This window comes from Streptomyces hainanensis (assembly GCF_004348415.1).
Lineage (GTDB): Bacteria > Actinomycetota > Actinomycetes > Streptomycetales > Streptomycetaceae > Streptomyces > Streptomyces hainanensis.
The window spans coordinates 1-18230 of record NZ_SMKI01000035.1 but is presented as its reverse complement, the minus strand read 5'-3'; the positions used below and the strand labels follow the sequence as shown (position 1 = coordinate 18230).

Here is an 18230-nt window from a genome sequence, read left to right as displayed (position 1 = left end):
ACAACGGGGGTACCGGGGACGACGCGCGTTGTCAGTGGCCGACGGTAGCGTTCCGTGCATGGCACGCAAAGCTGATCGTCCCGCGTACCGCTGCACCGAGTGCGGCTGGTCCACCGCCAAGTGGCTGGGCCGCTGCCCCGAGTGTCAGGCCTGGGGCACGGTGGAGGAGGTGGGTGGCGCGCCCGCGCTGCGCACGTCGGCCGTGGCCCGGGTGGCGTCGCCCGCGCTGCCGATCGGCCAGGTCGACGGGAAGCGGGCCACCGCGCGGGGCACCGGGGTTCCCGAGCTCGACCGGGTGCTGGGCGGCGGCCTGGTGCCGGGGGCCGTGGTGCTGCTGGCCGGCGAGCCGGGCGTGGGCAAGTCCACGCTCCTGCTGGACGTGGCGGCCAAGGCGGCCTCGGCCGAGCGGCCCACGCTGTATGTCACGGGCGAGGAGTCCGCGGGCCAGGTCCGGATGCGGGCCGACCGGATCGGCGCCGTCCACGACCACCTCTATCTCGCCGCGGAGACGGATCTGGCGTCCGTGCTCGGCCAGTTGGACGTGGTGAAGCCGGCCCTGCTGGTGCTCGACTCGGTGCAGACGATCGCCTCGGCCGAGCTCGACGGCGCCCCGGGCGGCATGGCGCAGGTGCGCGAGGTGGCCGGCGCGGTGATCCGCGCCTCGAAGGAGCGGGGGATGGCCACCATCCTGGTGGGCCATGTCACGAAGGACGGCGCGATCGCCGGCCCCCGGCTGCTGGAGCACCTGGTGGACGTGGTGCTGCACTTCGAGGGCGACCGGCACGCGAGGCTGCGCCTGGTGCGCGGCGTGAAGAACCGGTACGGGGCCACGGACGAGGTGGGCTGCTTCGAGCTGCACGACGCGGGCATCACCTCGCTCGCCGACCCGTCGGGGCTCTTCCTCACCCGGCGGGACGAGCCGGTGCCGGGCACCTGCCTCACGGTCACCCTGGAGGGCCGGCGGCCGCTGGTGGCCGAGGTGCAGTCGCTGACGGTGGCCACCCAGATCCCGTCGCCGCGGCGCACCACCTCGGGCCTGGAGCCGTCGCGGGTCTCGATGATCCTGGCGGTGCTGGAGCAGCGCGGCCAGATAGCGGCCCTGGGGAAGAACGACATCTACACGGCGACGGTCGGCGGGGTGCGGCTGTCGGAGCCGGCGGCCGACCTGGCGGTGGCGCTGGCGCTGGCCAGTGCCGCGAGCGACACCCCGCTCCCGAAGAACCTGGTGGCGGTCGGCGAGGTGGGTCTCGCCGGCGAGGTGCGGCGGGTCACCGGGGTGCAGCGGCGGCTGGCGGAGGCGGCGCGGCTGGGCTTCACGCACGCACTGGTCCCGGCGGACGCGGGCGAGGCCCCGCCGGGGATGCGGGTGCTGGAGGTCGGGGACATCGGGGAGGCGCTGCGGGTGCTGCCCGGCCGCCGCGGCCCGCGCCGGCCGAGAGAGTCCGAGGAGGCCCTTGACACGGAGCCCAGCCGGGGAGTGGAGGCGCGCCGGTAGACTCATGCGCATTGGTCTCGTTCCCCGGAGGATCACATGGCAGCCAGCGACCGGCCGGCGGGTCCCGGCAGGGCCGGGGGCGGCTCCGGAGGTGAGGGCCTGCTCCGGGCCTCGCTGAGCGCCGTGGCGCCCGGCACCCAGCTCCGTGACGGGTTGGAGCGCATCCTCCGGGGGAACACGGGCGGTCTGATCGTCCTCGGTGTGGACCCCACCGTGGAGTCGCTGTGCACGGGCGGCTTCGTGCTCGACGTGGAGTTCACGGCGACCCGGCTGCGCGAGCTGTGCAAGCTCGACGGGGCGGTCGTCGTCGACCAGGACATCTCGCGGATCGTGCGGGCCGGCGTCCAGCTGGTCCCGGATCCGAACATCCCCACCGAGGAGACGGGCACCCGGCACCGCACGGCCCAGCGGGTCTCGATCCAGACGGGCTTCCCGGTGGTCTCGGTGAGCCAGTCGATGCGGCTGGTCGCGCTCTATCTGGACGGCCAGCGGCGGGTCCTGGAGGACTCGGGCGCGATCCTGTCCCGCGCCAACCAGGCGCTGGCCACCCTGGAGCGGTACAAGCTGCGGCTCGACGAGGTCACCGGCACGCTCTCCGCGCTGGAGATCGAGGACCTGGTGACCGTGCGGGACGTGGCGGCGGTGGCCCAGCGTCTCGAGATGGTGCGTCGGATCGCCGCCGAGATCGCCGAGTACGTCATCGAACTGGGCACGGACGGTCGGCTGTTGTCGCTCCAGCTGGACGAGCTGATCGCCGGCGTGGAGCCGGAGCGGCAGCTGGTCGTGAGGGACTATCTGCCCGAGGCCGTCGGCAAGCGCTCCCGCCGGGTGGCGACCGCGCTCGCCGACCTCGACGCGCTCGGCCACGCCGAGCTGCTGGAACACCCCGCGGTGGCGCGGGCGTTGGGGTACGGCGCGTCGCCCGAGGCGTTGGACACCACGGTCTCGCCGCGCGGCTTCCGGCTGCTGGCCAAGGTGCCACGGCTGCCCGGCCTGGTCATCGACCGGCTGGTGGACCACTTCGGCGGGCTGCAGAAACTGCTGGCCGCCAGCGTCGACGACCTCCAGGCGGTGGACGGCGTCGGCGAGACCCGGGCCCGCTCGGTGCGCGAGGGCCTGTCCCGGCTGGCCGAGTCCTCCATCCTGGAGCGCTACGTCTGACGGGCGCCGCCCGGTGCCCCGGTCAGTCCTCCTCCAGGCGGAACGAGGTCTGCGCGCCCTCGTAGCCGGCCAGTTCCACCTCGGCCAGGTAGGTGCCGGGCGCCGCGGCCCGCCCCGGGCCCTCGTCGCAGGCGTCGGCGGACGAGTGTCGCCGGTCCCAGGTGACGGCGTGGCTCGCGGTGCCACCCGCCGGCACGGCCGTCGGCGCCGACCCGGCGCCCTCCGGGCAGTGCGCCGAGGACCACACCAGGTTGTCCTCGGAGTCCGACAGGGTGAGGGTGAGCCGGTCGAGCCCGAGGTCCAGCGCGCAGGGGGCGCCGGAGGCGTTCTGTGCGGTGAGCCGCAACTCCGGCTCGTCGTCCGGGCTGTAGGTGTTGCTGTCGCTGCGCAGCGACAGCGTCAGGTCGGCGGCCACGCAGGCCGGCAGGCCCGCGGGGTCGAGGGCCGTGCCGCCGCCGCTGCCGCCGGCGTCGCCCCCCTGCTCGCCGCCGCCGTCGGTCGCGCCCTCCGCGCCGTTCGACCCGCCGTCCTCGCCCCCGGCGCCGTCGGTCGCGGCGCCGGCGTCCTCGCCGTCACCGGCGTCCTCGTCGTCGTCCGTGGACTCGTCGCGGCCGCCGGGTCGTTCGTCGATCAACGACTCGGACGGGGTCGGCCCGGGCGTGATGGACTCGACGGGGCCACCGTCGCCGTCGCCGCCGGCGTTGTCCGTGGAGTCACCGCCGCCCCCGCCGCCGCGCGCCAGCGCCCATACCACGAGCAGGGCGACCAGGGCGAGTAGCAGCAGCACGGCGGCCCTGCGTCGCCAGTAAATGGAGGAGGGCAACGGCCCGACCGGAGTACGCAGAGATCCCACGCGGAAACCTTACGAGACTTCGGTCACTCTCTCGCGCCCCACCCTTCCTACTACGCGGGTCAACACGCGCGCGCTGACCGCTTTGTGCCGTGGCCGCGACATGCCAGGATCGCCCTTGCCATGACTGCGACGACTGCGACCACAGCCACTGCCAGCACCGCGACGACGACCGCCGACGACCACACCGCCCTCCACTCCCGCGTCATCGAGTGGTTCGGCAAGCACGCCCGCGACCTGCCCTGGCGGCGGCCAGAGGCCGGCGCCTGGGGCGTCATGGTCAGCGAGTTCATGCTCCAACAGACGCCGGTGAACCGGGTGTTGCCGGTCTACGAGGAGTGGCTCAGGCGCTGGCCGCGCCCCGCCGACCTGGCCGCCGAGGCCCCCGGGGAGGCCGTGCGCGCCTGGGGCCGCCTGGGCTATCCGCGCCGAGCGCTCCGCCTCCACAGCGCGGCCGCGGCCATAGCGGAACGGCACGGCGGCGAGGTCCCGACCGACCACCACCAGTTGCTCGCGCTGCCGGGCGTCGGCGAGTACACGGCGGCCGCGGTCGCCTCGTTCGCCTACGGTCAGCGGCACGCGGTGCTGGACACCAACGTCCGCCGTGTCTTCGCCCGCGCGGTGACCGGCACCCAGTTCCCGCCCAACGCCACCACGGCCGCCGAGCGCAAGCTCGCCCGGATGCTGCTGCCCGAGGAGCCGGCGACCGCCGCCGGCTGGGCGGCGGCCACCATGGAGCTGGGCGCGCTGCTGTGCACGGCGCGCACGCCGGAGTGCGCACGTTGCCCGATCGCCGAGCTGTGCGCCTGGCGGCGCGCCGGTTCGCCGGCCCACGAGGGCCCGCCCCGCCGCAGCCAGACCTACGCCGGCACCGACCGCCAGGTGCGCGGCAAGTTGCTCGCCGTGCTGCGCGAGGCGGTGGCCCCGGTACCGCAGTCGGTGCTGGACCGTGTCTGGTACGACCCGGAGCAGCGGACCCGCGCCCTCACCGGGCTCCTCACGGACGGTCTCGCCGAGCGGTTGCCGGACGGCCGCTACCGTCTTCCGGGCGCGAGTTGAGGGTCGGCCGAGCGTTGTCCGACGCCAGCGGCGGCACCACCGTCCTGGCGTCGACCCCGGCGAACCACAGTCCGATGAGATAGGCGGCCGTCGCCTCCAGCAGCCCCGCCCGGTCGAGCCCACCGCCCGGGACGGGGGCGCAGCCCAGGTCCTCGACCAGCCGCCCGACCGTCGCCACCGCCGCCGGATCGTCCCCGCACACCGGCACGCCGAGCGGCACCCCGTCGACCAGCGGCGGGGCCGACCGCCACACCTCGCTGCTCGCCAGGTTGAACGCCTTCACCACCCGCGCCCCCGGCGCGGCGGCCGCGATCCGTTCCGCCATCGAGGGGCCGCCCGCCGTGTGCAGCGCCACCCTCCCCGGCACCAGCGGATTCGAGCAGTCGATCAGCACCCGCCCGTCCAGCGGGCCCGCCGCCGCGACCACGTCGAGCGCCGCGTGGCTGGGCACCGCCACGAGCACCACCTCCCCGAACGCCGCCGCCTCGGCGAACGCCCCGCGCCCGCCGCACCGCACCTCGTGCCCGGCCCGCTCCCACCGGCCGCCGAGCGCCCCGGCCATGTTCCCGGTCCCCAGGATCCCGATCCGCACGCGCGTCCCCTCCGCTTTCTGATTTCCTGACTGGAGTAGGAACCGTAGGAAATCCGAAAGGCACCGATCGGTGTTCATCGCGGACTGCCAGGCCCGACTGGCCTTCGACGTGCTCGCCCACACCTGGAACCCCGTCGTCCTGTGGGCCCTGCGGCACGGCCCGGAACGGCCGGCCGACCTGCGCCGCCGGATCGGCGGCATCAGCCCCAAGGTCCTCAACGAGACGCTGCGCCGCCTCGAACACCACGGCCTCGTCGACCACCGCCGCCACCGCGAGGCGCCGCCGCGCGTGGAGTACGGGCTGACAGCGCTGGGCCGTACGCTGCTGCCAGCCGTCGAGGCGTTGGGGGACTGGGCGCATGCCCACGCGGACGACGTGGTGGCGGCCCAGGATCGGCACGCGGACTGACGTGGTACAGGGGGGACGGGGAACGTGGATCCGGCGACCATCGGCGCCCGCATCGCCTCGGCGGCGATCGGGCCACTGATCAAGCGGCTCTTCAGGCCGGACGGACCGGGCGCGGGCCTGGTCGACAAGCCGGTGCGGGTGTCGTCGCTGGTCTCGTTCCGGGGCGAGAAGGCGACGCTCACGGAGAAGGACCTCGGCACCATCGCCGAGGAGATCCGGAAACGAGCGGCGAAGGCCGACCCCCGCTACGCGGCGCTCCACGCGAACGTGCAGGGGATGATCCGCCTCGGGTTGGCGCACGCGCTGTCCGCGCTGGGCGAGTTGGACATGGACGACGTCCAGGCCGTCCGCCTCGGACCCCGGGCCCTGGCCGAACGCATCACGGTCGTGGCGATGCCGGGCCCGCCGCACGTCGACGAACTCTACGACGAACTCATCCACACCGTCTGCCTGCACATCCTGAACTTCTTCACCCAGCGCTCGACCTTCGTCGCCCGCACGCTCGTCGAGCAGAGCCAGCAGCTCCAGCGACTCGTCGACCACGTCGACCTGCTGATCGACCGCACCCCCGACCCGCTCTCCGCGGACGCCACCTTCGAGCGGCGGTACGCGGCGTTCGTCACCACCCGCCACAACGAGCTCACCATCTTCGGCCTCGACCTCGACCACGCCCGCGAGTGGCCGCTGGACGTCAGCTACGTGTCGCTCCAGGTCGTCGGCGGTCCCGGCACCAGCGCCCCCGCCAGCGCCGAGCAGCAGCTCGGGGCCCGCGACCACGACCGGGTGCTGCTGCGCGGCGTCGCCGGCTCGGGCAAGACGACGCTGGCGCAGTGGCTCGCCGTCAGCTGCGTCCGCGCCGACCTGCCCGAGACGATGCGCGAACTCGTCGGCCGGGTCCCGTTCTTCCTCCCGCTCCGCGCCCTCACCCACGACGCGCTCCCCGCGCCCCGCGACTTCCTCGCCGCCGCCGGCTGCCCGCACACCGCGCCCGACGGCTGGGCCGAGCGGGTCCTCGCCGCCGGGCGCGGCCTGCTGCTGATCGACGGCGTGGACGAGGTGCCGGAAAGCGAGCGGGACGCCACCCGCCGCTGGCTGCGCGGCCTGCTCGCCGCGTTCCCCGGCAACCGCTGGCTGGTCACGTCCCGCCCGTCGGCCGTCCGCCAGGACTGGCTGGTCGACCAGGGCTTCGCCGAACTGTCGCTCTCCCCCATGAACCGCACGGCCGTCACCACCTTCGTGCACCGCTGGCACACGGCCACCGGCACCGCCCAGGAGCTCGCCGCCCAGCTCACGCTCGCCCTCCGCACCAAGCAGGAGTTGGGCCGGCTCGCCACCAACCCCCTGATGTGCGGCCTGATCTGCGCCCTGCACCGGGAGCGCAACGGCTTCCTGCCGCACAGCCGCAAGGAGTTGTACGACGCCGCGCTCACCATGCTCCTGGAGCGTCGCGACACCGAGCGCCGCATCCGGCTGGCCGGCGGGCGCCAGTTCGGCAAGGAGCCGCAGATCCAGCTGCTCCAGAAGCTCGCCTACTGGCTGATCCGCAACGGCCGTTCCGAGATGGACCGCGCCGACGCCGTCGCCGTGCTGGCGGCGGCGCTCCCCGCCATGCCGTACCTGGACGCCGACCCGCCACAGGTCTACCGCTACCTCCTGGAACGCTCCGGGCTGCTCCGCGAGCCGAGCGAGGGCCGGATGGCGTTCGTGCACCGCACCTTCCAGGACTACCTCGGCGGCCGGATGGCCGTCGAGGAACTGGACTTCCCGCTCCTGGTGCGCAACGCCCACCACGACCAGTGGGAGGACGTCGTCCGGATGGCCGTCGCCCACGCCCGCCCCGTCGAACGCGCCCGGCTCCTCACCGAACTGATCCGGGCCGACGACAGCGCGACCCACCTGCGGCGGCTGACGGTGGCCGCCGCCTCCCTCGAACACGCCACCGAACTCGACCCGGCCGTCCGGCAGGCCATCGCGGACCAGCTCGCCCAGTTCGTCCCGCCCCGCAGCCAGCACCGGGCCCGCTCACTCGCCGAGCTGGGCAGCCCACTGGTACTCGATCTGCTCCCCGGACCCGAGGAGCTGACCAAGGACGAGGCGTACAACGTCGTCACCACCGCCATCGGCATCGGCACCGACGCGGCGATCCCGCTGCTCGCCCGCTACGCCGACCACCCGTCCCAGCACGTCCGCGCCCACCTGATGGACTACTGGGACCGGTTCGACGTCGACCGCTACGCCGACGAGGTCATCGCCCGCATACCGGACGACGGCTTCTACTTCACCGTCGCCACCACGGAACAGCTCGTCGCGCTGCGCCGACTCGGCGGCCGGCCCCGGATCTGGGTCACCGGCAACCTCAGCACCGCGGAGATCACGGCGAACGTGGTGGCCGACCGCCTCACCCACCTCCACCTGCGCCCCCGGTACACGACCCGCTCGCTGGAGTGGCTGGCGGCCTTCCCGCGTCTGGAGTTCGTCCACTTCAGCGGAAGACGCCGGCCGGTCTTCGGCGTCCCGGACGGCGTGCGGGTCGTCTGGCACTGACTCCGGCACCCGCGGCGGGGAAGGAAACCTCCATGGAGATCGGCACCATCGGCTTACGGGTGGCCTCGGCCGCCGTCACGCCCCTCGTCCGGCGGCTGTTCCGTCCGGAGGGCCCGGGCGCCGGCCTGGTCGACCGCCCCGTCCGGCTCGCGTCCCTCGTCTCCTTCCGCGGCGAGAAGCGGACCCTGACCGACCGCGACCTGGCGAAGCTGGCCACCGAGCTGACGCTCTGCGCGGCCAAGGCGGCCGGCCCGCACGACACCCCGCGCGAGCTGGACCGCATCATGGTCGCGGACCTGCTGGCGCGGTCGCTGGGGGCCGTCGGCGACCTGGACATGGACGACGTCCAGGCGGTCCGGCTGGGCCCGGACGCCCTGTCCCGCGCGCTCCGGCAGAACACCGACGAGCTGTCCGCCGACGCCACCGTCTTCTACGACCGGGTGCTGGCCCTGACCTGCCTGCACGTCCTGGACTTCTTCACCAAGCGGTCGACGTTCGTCGCCCGCACGCTCGTCGAGCAGTCCCAGCAGCACGACCGGATCATCCACACCCTCGACCTGCTGGTCGAGCGGATCTCGTCGCAGTCCGCCATGGACGCCGCCTTCGAGGAGCGGTACCGCGCCCATCTCGTCGGCCGGCACAGTCGGCTGACCATCTTCGGTATCGACGTCGAGGAGGAGTGGCCGCTGGACGACGCGTACCTCAGCCTGGAGACGACGGAGCGCCCACTCCACGGTGACATCCCCGTCCCGCCACAACGTGCCGAACGGGCGCTCGCCGGCCGGCAGCGGGTCCTGCTGCGGGGCGTGGCGGGCTCCGGCAAGACCACACTCGTGCAGTGGCTCACGGTCACCACCGCCGAGCACCGTCTGGGCCTGGACCTCTCCCACCTCATCGGCCTGGTCCCCTTCGTCCTCCCCATGCGGACCCTGACCCGGGCGGGCCAGGAGCTCCCCGTCCCCGAGGACTTCCTGTCGGCCGTCCGCTGCCCGCACACCCCGCCCCGTGGCTGGGTCGAGCGTGTTCTCGCCGCCAACCGCGGCCTGCTGCTGGTCGACGGCATCGACGAGATCCCGGAACCGGAACGCGACCACACCCGTACGTGGCTCCGGGAGCTCCTCCGCGACTTCCCGGGAAGCACGTGCGTCGTGACGGCCCGCCCGTCCGCCGTCCGCGACGACTGGCTGGCCGGTGACGACTTCACGGAGCTGTCGCTCTCCCCCATGAAGCGCCAGGACGTGGCGGCCTTCGTCCATCGGTGGCACCGGGCGGCGGCCGCCGACCAAGCCGACGAGCAGGCCCTGCTCACCGCCATCCGCAGCCGTCCCGACCTCAGCCGCCTGGCCACCAACCCGCTGATGTGCGGCCTGATCTGCGCCCTGCACCGCACGAGCCACGGCTACCTCCCGCGCGGCCGCGAGGCACTGTACGAAGCGGCGTTGCGCATGCTGCTCGAACGCCGCGACCAGCAACGCAAGATCAAGCACGCGCTGCGGCTCGACGCCCCCTCCCAGATGTTGCTGCTCCAGAAGCTGGCCTACTGGCTGATCCGCAACGGCCACTCGGAGTTGGAGCGGGAGGACGCGCTGGAGCTGATCAACCAGGTTCTGCCGTCCATGCCGCAGGTGGCGGCCCAGGGCTCGGCGGAGACCATCCTCGGCCATCTGATCGACCGTTCCGGGCTTCTCCTCGAACCGGCCGAGGGCGCGATCATGTTCGTCCACCGCACCTTCCAGGACTACCTGGCCGCCCGCGAAGCGATCGAGGCCCGCGACTTCCCCCTGCTGATCAGGAACGCCCACCTCGACCAGTGGGAGGACGTCATCCGGATGGCAGTCGCCCACGGCCGCCCCGCCGAGCGCGCCCGGCTGCTGAAGGGGCTGGTCAAGCGCGGGGATTCCGTCGGAAAGCACCGGATCCGGCTCCACCTGCTGGCCACGGCCTGCCTGGAACATGCGACCCAGCTGGCGCCGGAGATCGTCGAGTTGGTCACCGGGAGGTCGTCCGAGCTCATCCCACCGCGGACCGGGGAGGAGGCCAGGGCGTTGGCGGCCGTCGGTCCGGTGGTGCTGGAACTACTCCCCGGTGCGGCGGGATTGACGGACCAGGAGACCTGGTCCGTGGTCCAGACGATCACCAGAGTTGGCGGTGACGCGGCCCTCGGCAGACTGGTCGACTTCTGCGACCATCCGGCCGATCTCGTGCAGAGCGCGATCTCCGACGCCTGGCATGCCTTCGATACCTCCGGCTACGCCGAGATGATCCTTCCGCGGGTCTCGGCGGAGCAGCTGATCAATGTGCGGACCGAGGAGCATCTCACCCACCCCCGTGCGCGGAACCGCCTCCTGTTCGCCTGGGACATGGATCCGGAGATGTTCAGGAGAGCCGGAGCCGCCGAGCGGGTCAGACGCCTCGTCTACTCCCGACCGGTCGATCTGGCCTCGCTGCGGGGACTGACCGGGCTCAGAACGCTCAGTCTCACCGGCGGCCCCCTGTGGGCCGACCTGCGCCCACTGGCGGAACTCCACCTGGATTCCCTGAGCTTCGAACTGAATCCTGATCTCCGCGTGGAAGGGCTGGAGTCGTTCGCCGACATCGACGAGCTCGACGTACGGGTGCGCGGGAGCGAGAAGCCGCTGCGCCAGCTTCCTCCCGAGGCTCCGATGACGTGGCTACTGCTCAACGACAACGCGCACGACCTCGCCGAGTTGGGTCGGTTTCCCCGCCTGAGGAAGTTGTCGCTGTGGGATCGCGGTCTGCCCGTCTCCGCTGAAGCGTGGAAGCACATCGGAGAGGCCGAGCACGTGTCCGAGCTGGCGATGCACCGCGAGTTGCTGCCGCAGCTGGGACGCCACGGCCTCCGGCTCGGCAACATCGCGGTCCTCGACCTGTTCTGGACGACGAACGAATCCGTCAACCTGGGCTCACTGGTGCGTGCCCTCCCCTCACTCACCACGCTCCGAATCTACGGCGCGGGTCCGCAGGACCTGTCGGAGCTGGCGGCCCTGCCCCACCTCCGTTCGCTCTCCACCTTCGCGCCTCGGAACGGAGCCGCCGTCCGTCTGCCGGAGGGCGTGGAGTGCCACGTCTCGCCCTTCCCCCGCTACGGGGAATAGTCGGGCCGGCACCAGACGGGCGAGTCAACCCGCGCGCGTGCCGCGCGCTGCCGCGGGGCATCGACGACGGCCGACTGGCCAGCCCCGCCCCTTGGGCGGTCCAACGTCACACTCTCAGGGTCAGGTTGCGGCCCCGGGGCGCCGAGGGACCAGGCCGCGGTTACGGCATGCTGTACGCATGAGTTCAGACGCCGAGGCCGGTGCCATAGCCGGGCTGCACGACGTGTTCAACCTGCTGAGGACCTTCGAGGACGACGGGCTCACCATCCGCCGGGCCGGCGCCCTGGAGGGCGCGGCCGAGAAGGTCACGGCCGCCTCGCTGGAGTTCATCGACGTCACGGAGCCCGAGGACCTGCAGCGTCAGCTCCAGGCCGCCGTCAAGGCGCTCCAGATCGCGGAGAAGTCGGCCCGCGCCCACCGAAGGAACCCGCTCACTCGCCCGATCTCCCACGCCCGCTTCGCGCTGAACGTGGGCATCGCCCAGGGCGGCCTCCACCTCGCGCTGGCGGCGCTGGATCCGGAGAACACGCCTCCGGTCCCCGAGTCGGACTAGACCTGGGACCGCGCCCGCACGGAGTCGATGATGTGGGTGAGCACGCCCGGGTAGCGTTCCTCGATCTCCGCGAGGCGTAGTTCGTGCTGGCGGAAGCTGCCCTGCGGGGTGACGCGGACCACGCCGGCCTCGCGGAGGACCTTCAGGTGGTGGGAGAGCGTGGACATGCTCACCTCCACGTCGAAGCCGCCGCACACCACGCCGCCCGCGTCCGCCAGCTGGCCGACGACCTGGAGGCGGACCGGGTCGGCCAGGGCGTTGAGCAGGGTGGCCAGCTCTACCGAGGCCAGGTCCGGGTGGTGGAGCGCGCGCATGCGACGACCCTACCCCACCGATTCGAGACTTTGACATCCATCGAAGCGATGGCCTAGCGTCCGGCGCTCAGGACAGCATTTCGAGGATTGTCGAAATCTCGGAGGGGAAGGCCCATGGGCACGACGGAACGACCGCACGTCAGGGAGTGGCGGAACGAGCGGGGGGACGGTGACCGGACCGCCGTGCTGCTGCACGGCCTCTCCGGGAGTTCCGCCACCTGGTGGCGGCTCGGGCCGTGGCTCGCGGAGCGGCACGGGTACCGGGTGCTCGCGCCCGACCTGGCCGGGCACGGCCGGAGCGCGCGCGCCGCGTCGTACAGCCGCGAGCGGTGGGCGGACGACCTGCTCGACGTGCTGCCGGCCGGGCCGGAGCTGGCGATCGGGCACTCGCTCGGCGGCGTGCTGCTGGCGATGGTCGCCGACCGGCTCCGGCCGGCGCGGGCGGTGTACGAGGACCCGGCGTGGTACCCGTGGTCCGGCGCCGGCTACGGGGAAGTCCAGCCCGCCATAAGGGCGTTCAAGCGGTGGACGGCCGAGGACGTCCGCGCCGCGCACCCCACCTGGTCCGACGAGGCCGTCGGGGTCCGGCTGGCGGAGCTGCGGGACTGGGACCCGGAGACCACCCGCATGCGGTACCTGGAGACCGCCCACGTGCCGGTCTTCCCCGTCGTGCCGTCGCTCGTGCTGCTGGCCGACCCGAGCGACCTGACGCCGCCGCCGCTGGCCGACCACTTCGAGGAGGTCGGCTTCGTCTGCCGCACCGTGCCCGGGGCCGGGCACTTCGCCCACGTCGACGACCCCGACGGTTTCCTGGCCGCGCTGGGCGACTGGGCGTGACCGGGCCGGCGTCCAGGTCCCTGGCCGTGGTGCTGGCCGCCACGTTCATGCAGCTTCTCGACGTCACGATCGTGACCGCCGCTATCCCCGCCCTCGACGTCGGCCAGGGCGCGGCGCAACTCGTGCTGACCGGCTACACGTTGACCTACGCCGGCACGCTGATCACCGCGGCCAGACTGGGCGACGGGCACGGCTACCGGCGGCTGTTCGCGGCCGGGGTCGCCGTCTTCACCGTCGCGTCCGCCGCCTGCGCGGCGGCGCCGACCGCGCAGGTGCTGGTGGCCTGCCGACTCGTGCAGGGCGTCGGCAGCGGGCTGATGGCGCCGCAGGTGCTGTCGCTGATCCAGGTCGTGGTGGAGGCGCCGCGCCGCCCTCGGGCGCTCGGGCTGCTGGCCGCCACGATGGGGTTGGCGTCGCTGCTCGGGCCGCTGATCGGCGCGGTCCTGCTGGAGGGGTGGGGCTGGCGGTGGATCTTCCTGGTCAACGTGCCCGTCGGGCTCGCCGCGTTGGTGGGCGCGGCCCGGTGGCTGCCGGCGGCGCGCGGGGCCGGCCGGCACCGGATCGACGCGGCCGGCGCGGCGCTGGCGACGGGCGGGGCGGCGCTGTTGATCCTGCCGCTGGCCGTGGGCCGGGAGGCGGGGTGGCCGGCGTGGACGTGGTTCTGTCTGGCCGCGGCCGTTCTGGTATTGGCCGGGTTCGTGGCGTCCCAGCGGCCCGGCGGCGGGCGCGAGCCGTTGCTGCATCCCAGCGTGTTCCGGGACCGGACGGCGCGGACCGGGGTGTTGCTGGTGTTCGTCTTCAACGCCGGGGTGCCGTCGTTCAGTTACGTGCTCTTCCTGCACCTGCGGTCCGGACTCGGATATCCGCCGCTGGCGGCCGGGCTCACGGCGGCGCCGTTCGCCGCGGCGGCGATGGTCGGCGGCCGGGCGGCGCGCGCCCTGACCGACCGGTGGGGTGCGGGGGCGTCGACGGCGGCGGCCGCGACGTTGACGCTGGTCATGTTGGTGCTCGCGGCCGGGCCCCGGTGGGTGATGCCGCCGTCGCTCGCGCTGGGCGGCGCGGCGTTCGGCGTGTTCACGGCGTCCGTGTTCGCGCTCGTCCTGGACCGGGCCCGCCCGGAAGCCGTCGGCTCGGTCTCGGGGCTGCTGCCGACGGCCCAGCAACTCGGCGGCACCGTCGGGGTGTCCGCCGCCGGCCTCGTCTACCACGCGTCGGCGGCGGGGACGGCGTTCCGGCACGCGCTGCTCTACGAGGCGGCGGCCTTCGCGCTGGCCGCGCTGATCGCCCGCCGCCTGACGGCCGGTTCCGCGCGGGCCGCCGTCACCCGCGCTCGCCGAGCGCGGCGGCCCTGAGTTGGAGGTAGCGGCGCTCGGGGACGCTGAGGGTGCGGGCGGCGGCGTGCTGGTAGGCGGCGCGGGCCGCCCCGTGGTCGCCGGCCATCTCCAACAGGTGGCCGCGCACGGCGTCGAGGCGGTGGTGGTCGGCCAGGCTGCCGGCCGCGTCGAGCGCGGCGAGCCGGTCGAGGCCGGCCTGCGGGCCGAGCGCCATGGCGACGGCGACGGCGCGGTTGAGCTCGGTCACGGGCCCGGGGGCGAGTTCGACCAACACGTCGTAGAGGGCCAGGATCTGGGGCCAGTCGGTGTCCTCGGGCCCGGTGGCCTCGTCGTGCACGGCGGCGATGGCGGCCTGGACCTGGTAGGGGCCGAGCGGCCCCGGCGCGGCGAGCGCGGCCGTGAGCAGTTCGACGCCCTCGTCCACGGCCGCCCTGTTCCAGCGGGTGCGGTCCTGTTCGGCCAGCGGGATCAGCTCGCCGCCGGCGCCGGTGCGGGCGGCGCGGCGGGCGTCGGTCAGCAGCATCAGCGCGAGCAGGCCGGTCACCTCGCCGTCCCGCGGCAGCAGCCGGTGGGCGGCGCGGGCGAGGCGGATGGCCTCGCCCGCCAGCTCGGCACGGTGCAGCGTCTGCCCCGAGGTGGCGGTGTGGCCCTCGTTGAAGACGAGGTAGAGGACGTGGAGGACGGCGGCGAGGCGGCCCGGGAACTCGTCGGCGGTGGGGGCGGCGAAGCGGGCCCCGGCCCGTTGGATGGTCTTCTTGGCGCGGCTGATGCGTTGCGCCATCGTCGGCTCGGGGACCAGCATCGCGCGGGCGATCTCGGCGGTGGTCAGGCCGCCGACCGCGCGCAGGGTCAGCGCGATGCGGGACGGGGCCGACAGGGCCGGGTGGCAGCAGAGGAGGAGCAGCGTCAGTGTGTCGTCCTCGCGTGGGTGGCGCGCCTCGCCGGGCGGCGGGGCGTGCCACTCGTCGTCCGGGGTGAGGGCGACGACGGTCTCCTCCCGGCGGCGGCGGGCCTCCTCGGCGCGCAGCTCGTCCACCAGCCGGCGGGAGGCGACGCGGATCAGCCAGCCGCGCGGGTTGTCCGGTGTGCCGTCGCGCGGCCACTGCTGGGCGGCGGCCAACAGGGCCTCCTGCACCGCGTCCTCGGCGGCGTCGAAGTGGCCGTAGCGGCGGACGAGCGCGCCGAGGACCTGCGGCGCCAGGCGGCGCAGCAGGTCCTCGGCCGGGGTGGTCGTCACTCCCCGCTCGGGGCTTGCATGATCGGGCGGATGACGACGTCACTGACCGGCGAGCCGGCCGGCACCGGGCTCTGGTAGGCGCGCTTGGCGATCTCGGTGACGCGCTCGACGCTCTCGCACTCCAGCACCCAGTAGCCGGCGAGGACCTCCTTGGTCTCGCCGAAGGGGCCGTCCGAGACGACGGGCCTGCCGTCGGGGCCGCCGGTGACGACCACGGCCTGCTTGGGCTCGGACAGGCCCTGTCCCTCGACGAGTTCGCCGGACTCGGCGAGATCGTTGTTCAGCGACTCCATGTAGCCGAACATGGCGGCGAAGTCCGCCTGGCTCCAGGCGGGGTGGCCCTCGCTCGGCTGGCCGTTCATGGCGTCGTAGTCGGCCTGCTTGCTGTAGACCATCACCAGGTACTTCATGGGACGTTCTCCCCTCGGTCGGCCCCTCGGGCCGGTCTCGGCACCCCTCTCGGGCGCCGCTCACCGGAGACGTCGGAGCCGTGGTGGCGCTCTCGACATCGCGCGCGAATCTTTTTTCGAGTTTTCCGAGATTCTGCACCCGGTGCCGCTCGACCCAGCTCAGCTCAGCTCGGCTCCGGCTCAGTTCGGCTCCGGCTCGGCTCAGCTCAGCTCAGCGGGAGAACTGGTACCGGACGTCCGTGAGCTGCTCGGAGAGGTCCCAGAGACGGCGGCCGGTCTCGGGTTCCGTCGCTCGCGGCGCCAGCCGGACGCGGGTCGGGGCGCCGCGCAGCTCGGCGGGGCCGTCCGGGCCGATGAACTCGCCGCCCGCGACGCCTGGTTCGGTCGCCGCGTAGAGCTGCGGCAGCGCGCCGCGGGCAGCCGGCTGGGCGAACAGAGGGTTGCCGAGGCGGCCGAGCAGCACGCGCCACAGGCCGAAGGTCACGTTCGTCTGGAGGTGGGTGGCGGTGTAGCCGGGGTGGGCGAGGACGCTGCGGACGGGGCTGCCGGCGGCGGTCAGGCGGCGGTGGAGCTCCCGACCGAAGACGGCGTTGGCGAGCTTGGACTGGTTGTAGAAGGCCATGGGCGCGTAGTGGCGCTCGCCGGTGAGGTCGTCGAAGCGGAGGTGGGCCCGCCGGTGGTTGACCGAAGTGACGGTGACCACCCGGGGGTCGGTGCCGGCGGTCAGCCGGTCGAGCAGCAGGCCGGTGAGGGCGAAGTGGCCGAGGTGGTTGCAGGCGAACTGGAGCTCGTGGCCCTGCGGGCTGAGCGAGCGCGGCGGGGCCATCAGGCCGGCGTTGTTGACGAGACCATCCAGGCGTGGGTGGTCGCCGCGCAGCCGGTCGGCGAAGGCGCGGACCGAGTCGAGGTCGGCCAGGTCCAGTCGACGCACCTCCAGGACGGCGTCCGGCCGTTCGGCGGTGATCTCGGCGGCGGCCCGTCGGCCCTTCTCCTCGTCGCGCACCGCCAGGACCACGTGCCCGCCGGCGTGGGCGAGCGCCCGGGTGGTCGCGAGGCCGAGGCCGCTGTTGGCGCCGGTGACGACGAACACCCGCCCGGCCTGGTCGTGGATCCGGTCGGTGGTCCAGTGTTCTCGCTCACTCATGCGGCACACCTTGCCCTCGATGGCACTCAATGTCAACACGCGCTTGAGTGCCACACGCGGCATTGTGGGTATCCTGGCGGCATGGAGATCCGCGCCGACGTCACCATGGCCGAGCGCAAGCGGCGGCTCGTCTCGAACGAACTGACCGAGGCGGCGCTGCGGTTGCTGGCGTCGAAGGGGTACGCCGCGGTCACCGTCGACGAGATCGTGGCCGTCGCCGGCGTGTCCCGGCGGACGTTCTTCCGCTACTTCGCGTCCAAGGAGGACGTGGTCGTCCAGTTCCTGGCCGACCTCGGCACCGGCATGCGCGACGAGCTGGCGGTCCGCGCCGAGGAGGAGCCGCCCTCGGTGGCGCTGCGGCACGCCGTCTCGGCCGCGCTCGCCGTCTGCGCCGACCAACACCCGGACCACGCCGACCGGACGCTCAGCGTCGTGCGGCTGATCCTGGGGACCCCCGCCCTGCTCGCCCGCTTCCTGGAGCGGCAGGAGGCGTGGCGCGACGAACTGGCGGCGGAGCTGGCGCGCCGACTCGGGCTCGACGCGGACGCCGACCTCTATCCGCGGCTGGCCGCCGGGATGGCGCTGAACGCGTTCGACGCCGTGCTGCGGCGTTGGAGTGCGAGCGAGGGCCGCGAGGACGCCGCCGGGCTGACGGACCGGGCGTTCGCCGTCATCGCGCCGGCGCTGGACGCGGTCGGGCGGCCAGCAATCTGAGTACGGGCACTCGGGCACCTGGCCGGCCGCGGCGCCGGACGCCGCCGTCCCCGGATCTGAGTAGGGGTACTCATGTCCGACGCCGGTCGCGGCGGGAGACTGGCGGCATGACCAGGCCCGTCCCCGACGACACCGCCCGACGCGCCACCCCCGTCCTCGACCGGGTGGTCGACCGGGTCGCCGACATCTCGGGCGCGCTCGGCCTCCTCGTGCTCGAACTGATGGCCATGTTCGCGGTGTTCGTGTGGTGGGTGCTCTCCGGCTGGAGCCTCGACCCGCAGACCCCCGCCGACCCCGACCCGGTCTGGGGCTATCTGGCGGCGTACGCGGCGCTCGCCAGGCGCCCGGCGCGTCTCCGGCCTCCGCGAGCCCGGTGATCCGCCCGGCTCCGTCGAGCTCGAACCGGGTGTCGCCGACGCCGGTGAGGACGTGGTCGGCCCGGTAGGCGTGGGTCTGCCGGG

General features: G+C 73.6%; 17 protein-coding genes. 11 read left to right on the top strand and 6 right to left on the bottom strand.

What is annotated here, in order from left to right:
* The first annotated feature begins 58 nt into the window (after positions 1-58).
* On the top strand, positions 59-1495 hold the full coding sequence (radA, locus tag E1283_RS05335; RefSeq protein WP_132816702.1) for a DNA repair protein RadA: 1437 nt from the start codon (positions 59-61) through the stop codon (positions 1493-1495).
* Between the two features lie 36 nt (positions 1496-1531).
* On the top strand, positions 1532-2656 hold the full coding sequence (gene disA, locus E1283_RS05330; RefSeq protein ID WP_132816701.1) for a DNA integrity scanning diadenylate cyclase DisA: 1125 nt from the start codon (positions 1532-1534) through the stop codon (positions 2654-2656).
* Positions 2657-2678: 22 nt separating this feature from the next.
* Here the strand turns inward: disA and E1283_RS05325 are convergent, their stop codons facing one another.
* The gene (locus tag E1283_RS05325) at positions 2679-3479 is read right to left on the bottom strand and encodes a hypothetical protein (RefSeq protein WP_243744609.1); all 801 of its coding nucleotides are present in this window, start codon (positions 3477-3479) and stop codon (positions 2679-2681) included.
* Between the two features lie 150 nt (positions 3480-3629).
* Here E1283_RS05325 and E1283_RS05320 point away from each other — a divergent pair, with 150 nt between their 5' ends.
* Positions 3630-4565 carry an HhH-GPD family protein gene (locus E1283_RS05320; protein WP_132816699.1) on the top strand — a complete coding sequence of 312 codons (936 nt, stop codon included), beginning with the start codon at positions 3630-3632 and terminating at the stop codon, positions 4563-4565.
* On the opposite strand, the gene E1283_RS05315 is transcribed toward E1283_RS05320, so the two are convergent.
* Positions 4504-5157 carry an NADPH-dependent F420 reductase gene (locus E1283_RS05315; protein WP_243744605.1) on the bottom strand — a complete coding sequence of 218 codons (654 nt, stop codon included), beginning with the start codon at positions 5155-5157 and terminating at the stop codon, positions 4504-4506. The genes E1283_RS05320 and E1283_RS05315 overlap by 62 nt on opposite strands.
* A 70-nt stretch (positions 5158-5227) precedes the next feature.
* Here E1283_RS05315 and E1283_RS05310 point away from each other — a divergent pair, with 70 nt between their 5' ends.
* From E1283_RS05310 to E1283_RS05295, 4 genes are all read left to right on the top strand, one after another.
* Positions 5228-5566: a winged helix-turn-helix transcriptional regulator gene (locus E1283_RS05310; protein ID WP_132816698.1), complete on the top strand. Its 339-nt coding sequence runs from the start codon at positions 5228-5230 to the stop codon at positions 5564-5566.
* Positions 5567-5590: 24 nt separating this feature from the next.
* Entirely contained in the window at positions 5591-8110 is a 2520-nt protein-coding gene (locus E1283_RS05305; RefSeq protein WP_132816697.1) for an NACHT domain-containing protein, read from the top strand.
* Between the two features lie 32 nt (positions 8111-8142).
* On the top strand, positions 8143-11226 hold the full coding sequence (locus E1283_RS05300; RefSeq protein ID WP_132816696.1) for an NACHT domain-containing protein: 3084 nt from the start codon (positions 8143-8145) through the stop codon (positions 11224-11226).
* Between the two features lie 178 nt (positions 11227-11404).
* On the top strand, positions 11405-11779 hold the full coding sequence (locus E1283_RS05295) for a hypothetical protein (RefSeq protein ID WP_132816695.1): 375 nt from the start codon (positions 11405-11407) through the stop codon (positions 11777-11779).
* Here E1283_RS05295 and E1283_RS05290 read toward each other — a convergent pair.
* Positions 11776-12093, bottom strand: a complete 318-nt coding sequence (locus E1283_RS05290; RefSeq protein WP_132816694.1) for an ArsR/SmtB family transcription factor — start codon at positions 12091-12093, stop codon at positions 11776-11778. The two genes, E1283_RS05295 and E1283_RS05290, sit on opposite strands and share 4 nt — an antisense overlap.
* Before the next feature lie 114 nt (positions 12094-12207).
* Between E1283_RS05290 and E1283_RS05285 the strand changes: the two genes are divergently transcribed.
* Positions 12208-12930, top strand: coding sequence for an alpha/beta fold hydrolase (locus E1283_RS05285; protein WP_132816693.1), 723 nt, complete (start codon positions 12208-12210; stop codon positions 12928-12930).
* Complete coding sequence (locus tag E1283_RS05280) at positions 12927-14282, top strand: MFS transporter (RefSeq protein ID WP_243744604.1); 1356 nt, start codon at positions 12927-12929, stop codon at positions 14280-14282. The genes E1283_RS05285 and E1283_RS05280 overlap by 4 nt, the downstream gene beginning before the upstream one ends.
* On the opposite strand, the gene E1283_RS05275 is transcribed toward E1283_RS05280, so the two are convergent.
* The 3 genes from E1283_RS05275 to E1283_RS05265 form a co-directional block, all read right to left on the bottom strand.
* Positions 14251-15501 (bottom strand): RNA polymerase sigma factor, encoded by a 1251-nt coding sequence (locus E1283_RS05275; protein ID WP_132816692.1) that lies wholly within the window; start codon positions 15499-15501, stop codon positions 14251-14253. The two genes, E1283_RS05280 and E1283_RS05275, sit on opposite strands and share 32 nt — an antisense overlap.
* Entirely contained in the window at positions 15498-15911 is a 414-nt protein-coding gene (locus E1283_RS05270; RefSeq protein ID WP_132816691.1) for a YciI family protein, read from the bottom strand. Before E1283_RS05270 ends, E1283_RS05275 begins: the two co-directional genes overlap by 4 nt.
* A 211-nt stretch (positions 15912-16122) precedes the next feature.
* The gene (locus E1283_RS05265; RefSeq protein ID WP_132816690.1) at positions 16123-17055 is read right to left on the bottom strand and encodes an oxidoreductase; all 933 of its coding nucleotides are present in this window, start codon (positions 17053-17055) and stop codon (positions 16123-16125) included.
* A gap of 81 nt (positions 17056-17136) precedes the next feature.
* Between E1283_RS05265 and E1283_RS05260 the strand changes: the two genes are divergently transcribed.
* The gene (locus E1283_RS05260; RefSeq protein WP_132816689.1) at positions 17137-17769 is read left to right on the top strand and encodes an acyl-CoA-like ligand-binding transcription factor; all 633 of its coding nucleotides are present in this window, start codon (positions 17137-17139) and stop codon (positions 17767-17769) included.
* Between the two features lie 107 nt (positions 17770-17876).
* Positions 17877-18146 carry a DUF6234 family protein gene (locus E1283_RS05255; protein ID WP_132816688.1) on the top strand — a complete coding sequence of 90 codons (270 nt, stop codon included), beginning with the start codon at positions 17877-17879 and terminating at the stop codon, positions 18144-18146.
* Positions 18147-18230 lie beyond the last annotated feature (84 nt).

What these genes read in the sequence shown, in the direction of transcription:
- E1283_RS05320 (WP_132816699.1), top strand. Translation starts at nt 3,630, where the DNA reads ATGACTGCGACGACTGCGACCACAGCCACTGCCAGCACCGCGACGACG.
- E1283_RS05270 (WP_132816691.1), bottom strand. Translation starts at nt 15,911, where the DNA reads ATGAAGTACCTGGTGATGGTCTACAGCAAGCAGGCCGACTACGACGCC.
- E1283_RS05300 (WP_132816696.1), top strand. Translation starts at nt 8,143, where the DNA reads ATGGAGATCGGCACCATCGGCTTACGGGTGGCCTCGGCCGCCGTCACG.
- E1283_RS05265 (WP_132816690.1), bottom strand. Translation starts at nt 17,055, where the DNA reads ATGAGTGAGCGAGAACACTGGACCACCGACCGGATCCACGACCAGGCC.
- E1283_RS05285 (WP_132816693.1), top strand. Translation starts at nt 12,208, where the DNA reads ATGGGCACGACGGAACGACCGCACGTCAGGGAGTGGCGGAACGAGCGG.
- radA (WP_132816702.1), top strand. Translation starts at nt 59, where the DNA reads ATGGCACGCAAAGCTGATCGTCCCGCGTACCGCTGCACCGAGTGCGGC.
- E1283_RS05295 (WP_132816695.1), top strand. Translation starts at nt 11,405, where the DNA reads ATGAGTTCAGACGCCGAGGCCGGTGCCATAGCCGGGCTGCACGACGTG.
- disA (WP_132816701.1), top strand. Translation starts at nt 1,532, where the DNA reads ATGGCAGCCAGCGACCGGCCGGCGGGTCCCGGCAGGGCCGGGGGCGGC.
- E1283_RS05290 (WP_132816694.1), bottom strand. Translation starts at nt 12,093, where the DNA reads ATGCGCGCGCTCCACCACCCGGACCTGGCCTCGGTAGAGCTGGCCACC.
- E1283_RS05255 (WP_132816688.1), top strand. Translation starts at nt 17,877, where the DNA reads ATGACCAGGCCCGTCCCCGACGACACCGCCCGACGCGCCACCCCCGTC.
- E1283_RS05260 (WP_132816689.1), top strand. Translation starts at nt 17,137, where the DNA reads ATGGAGATCCGCGCCGACGTCACCATGGCCGAGCGCAAGCGGCGGCTC.